Annotated in this window: 2 protein-coding genes and 1 pseudogene; 2 read left to right on the forward strand and 1 reads right to left on the reverse strand. The window is 49.2% G+C overall.

From position 1 onward, the window contains the following. Positions 1 to 320: 320 nt before the first annotated feature. Positions 321 to 1,592 carry an ergothioneine biosynthesis protein EgtB gene (gene egtB / locus RMO84_RS06715; RefSeq protein ID WP_310487699.1) on the reverse strand — a complete coding sequence of 424 codons (1,272 nt, stop codon included), beginning with the start codon at positions 1,590 to 1,592 and terminating at the stop codon, positions 321 to 323. 277 nt (positions 1,593 to 1,869) lie between these two features. Between egtB and RMO84_RS06720 the strand changes: the two genes are divergently transcribed. Both RMO84_RS06720 and RMO84_RS06725 read left to right on the forward strand, forming a co-directional pair. Continuing rightward, positions 1,870 to 3,276, forward strand: a complete 1,407-nt coding sequence (locus tag RMO84_RS06720; RefSeq protein WP_310487700.1) for a hypothetical protein — start codon at positions 1,870 to 1,872, stop codon at positions 3,274 to 3,276. A 403-nt stretch (positions 3,277 to 3,679) separates the two neighbouring features. After that, positions 3,680 to 3,927, forward strand: a pseudogene (locus tag RMO84_RS06725) (branched-chain amino acid ABC transporter permease); the annotation flags it as partial.

Below are 3,927 nucleotides of genomic sequence, written 5' to 3' on the forward strand. Positions count from 1 at the left end.
TTTGTCGGCAACGATCTCGGTACATTGTGCTGTTGCATGTAAGCTTTTCATCTCTAAATGTACATAGCTTTAACATCTCAAATTTTATCCGCAACATCAATACGACAATCGGCTATATTGTCACGAATACGTTACAAATGAACTTACGTGTACGGCCAGCTTGGTAGCAAATACCTAGCAGCCATGCTCACTCAGCCTATGGCTTCAGTCGATTTGTTCGACTCTATTTCCACATCAAATTTTCTTAATTTATGTATAAAAAGCAACGGTTTATTTTTGTAACAAATGCATATAACAAAAATAGGTAAATCGCGATCGAATTAGCTTGCCAACCGAATCCCCGAAAATTGCCATCGAGCTGAAGGTGGAAAGAAATTGCGATAGGTGGCACGAATGTGGTCGGCAGTAGTTACACAGGAACCGCCCCGCAATACCATTTGATTGCACATAAATTTGCCATTATATTCACCGATCGCGCCGTCGGCAATTTGAAAGCCAGGATAGGGTAAATAGGCACTTTGCGTCCATTCCCAAACATCCCCAAAAAACTGATAGTCGCGATGATTTGCAGCTGCGGGATGGAGTAAGTCGCGATCCAAAAAGTTACCAGCTTGGGGCAGATCTACCGTCGCCACTTCCCATTCTGCTTCCGTGGGCAGCCGTTTGCCGCACCAAGTAGCATAAGCATCGGCCTCATAAAAGCTAACGTGACAAACCGGCGCATTGATATCTAATTTTTGCAAGCCGCCCAGCGTCATCACCCACCATTCACCATCAATTTGTTCCCAATACAAAGGCGATCGCCATTGCTGACTTTGTACTGTCATCCAGCCTTCTGCCAGCCAATATTTGGACTCTCGATAACCGCCAGCTTCCATGAATGCCAGATATTCACCATTCGTCACCAACCGACTCGCCAATTGATAATCTCGGAGATATATTTGGTGGCGAGGCGACTCATTATCAAAGGCAAACTCACCGCCTTGATGCCCGATACTATACAAACCACCAGGATATGCCAACCACTCCAACGGTTGGGTTGCTGCGGCGGGTGGCGATGCCAGATCTTCGCGATAGACAGGATGCAATGGATTGAGCGCGAGGATGTGTTTGATATCGGTCAGCAATAACTCTTGATGCTGCTGCTCGTGGTGTAACCCTAAAGTAACCAGATCTGCTAAGTCGGCAGATGCAGGTGTGGCTAAGAGCGCGCTCATTGATCGATCGACATGGGCGCGATAGCGATAAACCTCCGCTACCGTCGGACGCGAGAGCAACCCACGTTGGTGGCGAGGATGGCGATCGCCCACAGCCTCATAGTAGGAGTTAAACAGATAACCAAATTGAGGATCGAAGACCGTGTATCCTGGCAAATGTGGCAGCAACAAGAAGGTTTCAAAGAACCAAGTAGTGTGTGCCAGATGCCATTTGGGCGGACTCACATCCGGCATACTTTGGATCGTATAATCTTCTATGGCTAACGGTTGACAAATTTGCTCGCTGACTTGCCGAATTTTGTGATAGCTATTTGCTAGCGTAGCGGCGGCATCGACGCGGTGAAAATTTGGATCGGTAGTGACAGTAGACACCATATTTTGTTTAAAACTAAAAGTACGATCGATTAATATATTTAAGCTAAATCGATCTTAACAAAATCCGGAAGCGATCGATTTAGGCAAGCCGCAATCATCTCCAATTCAGTGGAACTAAAATAGCTGTTTGCCAGTCTAGCAGCAGCAATTGGCGATAATGCTTACTCGGACAGTCAACTAGTATTCGAGCCTGAGTTCTCTATATTAATAACTTCGCAATTTTCTCCCTCCGCGCGACATTACCAACGGCGATCTACCGTCAACTATCATCTACCACATGTCTAAATTTATTTTTGGTTCTCGTCGGATTTTGACACTGGCGATCTTATTTTTGGTACCGATTGTCGCCACAATCTCGATCTATTCGAGATCGAACGCAGCCCCCAACCCGTTGGCGCAGACTCCTGGAACGGGAATCGCGCAAAGAACTACCATCGCCAATCCGATAACACCAATCGGTGCCCCTTTACCCACGCCATTGCCAACATCAACACCACAATTACCCACCGCCACACCATTAACCACCCCCAGCGACTACCAACTCCCAATTCCCGTACCACCACCAAAAAATTCACTCCCTAGCGTTACTCAACCCACGACACCGACGCCCACAGCCACACCCCTGCCCACTCCTACTCCTACTACATCGCCGCTAGCACCAGCCAACTATACAAATCGAGCACTGACAGCAGCGGAGCGGGATCGAATTACGGCTTATCTGCGCAGTCGCAGTCTCAGTCCGAGTGCGCCCGTCAGTGCCCTCGCCGATACCCGCTTCATTTTGCACGATACCTCAGTGGTGATGGCTCCCAGTACACTCGATCGCGAACGTCGCCTGGGGCGAGGCCCCTTGGGATTGGGTGTCAATGCCTTTCTCCCCCGCGAAAATACCGCAGTTTTAGCTCGTCCCAATTTTTACGAACCGCGTCGCCCGACGACCACTGAATTTGAAAAAGCCAGCGATATTTTGGCCAAACCCGAACGCGAGCGGCTGCTCAGACAAGTCTGGCGATCGACCAACCCCAATGCCCAGCGTCAAGCTCTCGATGCCGCCCTCGCCAATCTCGGCTTAAGCGCGGGTGAAATAGCCTCCGAGCACAAAGAAGCACGCGGCAAATTAACAGCAGCCAGCGGACGCATCTATACAACCGCCACCTGGTCGGTAGAATCAATTTGCACCCGCTTCAATAGCGGCGATCGATCGGTTGCTAATCCCGGCCAAGAAGCCAGCCTCAGCAGTGCCTGTGCGCCACTGAGCAACTATTTCAATATCCGCAATACCCGCGTCAAATCCACAGTCGCCGCCGAGATCGTTCAAGTGGGCGTTCGCTCCGAACGGGGCAATCAAAACACCTGTAGTGTCAGCAACCCCAATATTGCCACCTTACCCAATCCCCCCTACTCCGACAATCAATATAATTATGCCCTCGCCCTCTATTTGCGATCGGCTCTCGCTGCTGGCAAATTCCCCCAAGTGACAACGCACTTTCTCCTCGATACCTTCGACAGTGAGGGGCATTGCGATCCGCGCTGTTTCAATGTCACCAAGCTCTACAAGTCGATCGCCAATACGATGGGACACGCTCCAGGTAGCAGTTATGGAATTACCCCCAGTTACGGTACGCGGACGGGTACCAATAATGTCTGGTGGGACGATCGAATCTGTCATGGCTCGGCACCGTAATAATCGATTGTAATCGATCTGAAATCTCGAACGAAGTTGTAGATATTTGTTACTGTCATATCCCTTGGGTACCCAAGGGGCAACCCTACGCAATTAACCTGTAGCAGGGTGGTTTCATACAAGAAAGGGAAAATGCTAATACCCATCTGTTTAGTCATCAACCGCCCTGAAATGAATTTCGGGCTAATAGCAAAAGTCCACTGAAGTGGACTGAAAGATTTTTCTTTCGGTGTATGAAACCACCCTGCTACGCAATTAACCTGTAAGGGTGACCCTTGTGGGTACCCGCAGATCTACGCTGCTACTAATATCTAAATCTCTAAATCTCGATCGAGATATCCACCGAATCTGCTGGTTTCCAGCCAACCTACTGTAAGATCTTTCCAGCGATATTAGAGAGTATATGGACCTCCAATTAATTGTAAATGGCATTGCCTTGGGTAGTATTATCGCCCTGGGTGCGGTCGGTTTGACCTTGACCTATGGCATTTTGCGCCTATCAAACTTTGCCCACGGCGACTATATGACATTGGGGGCATTTGTCGCCTGGACGCTGAACACGAGTAAGATCCCCGTTTTGAGTAATATCTGGGTATCGATGGTTGTCGGCATTATCGCCACTGTCGGAGTCGCACTGCTAGCTGAAGCCGT

The sequence above is a fragment of the Chamaesiphon sp. VAR_69_metabat_338 genome (assembly GCF_031423935.1).
Lineage (GTDB): Bacteria > Cyanobacteriota > Cyanobacteriia > Cyanobacteriales > Chamaesiphonaceae > Chamaesiphon.

What these genes read in the sequence shown, in the direction of transcription:
- egtB (WP_310487699.1), bottom strand. Translation starts at nt 1,592, where the DNA reads ATGGTGTCTACTGTCACTACCGATCCAAATTTTCACCGCGTCGATGCC.
- RMO84_RS06720 (WP_310487700.1), top strand. Translation starts at nt 1,870, where the DNA reads ATGTCTAAATTTATTTTTGGTTCTCGTCGGATTTTGACACTGGCGATC.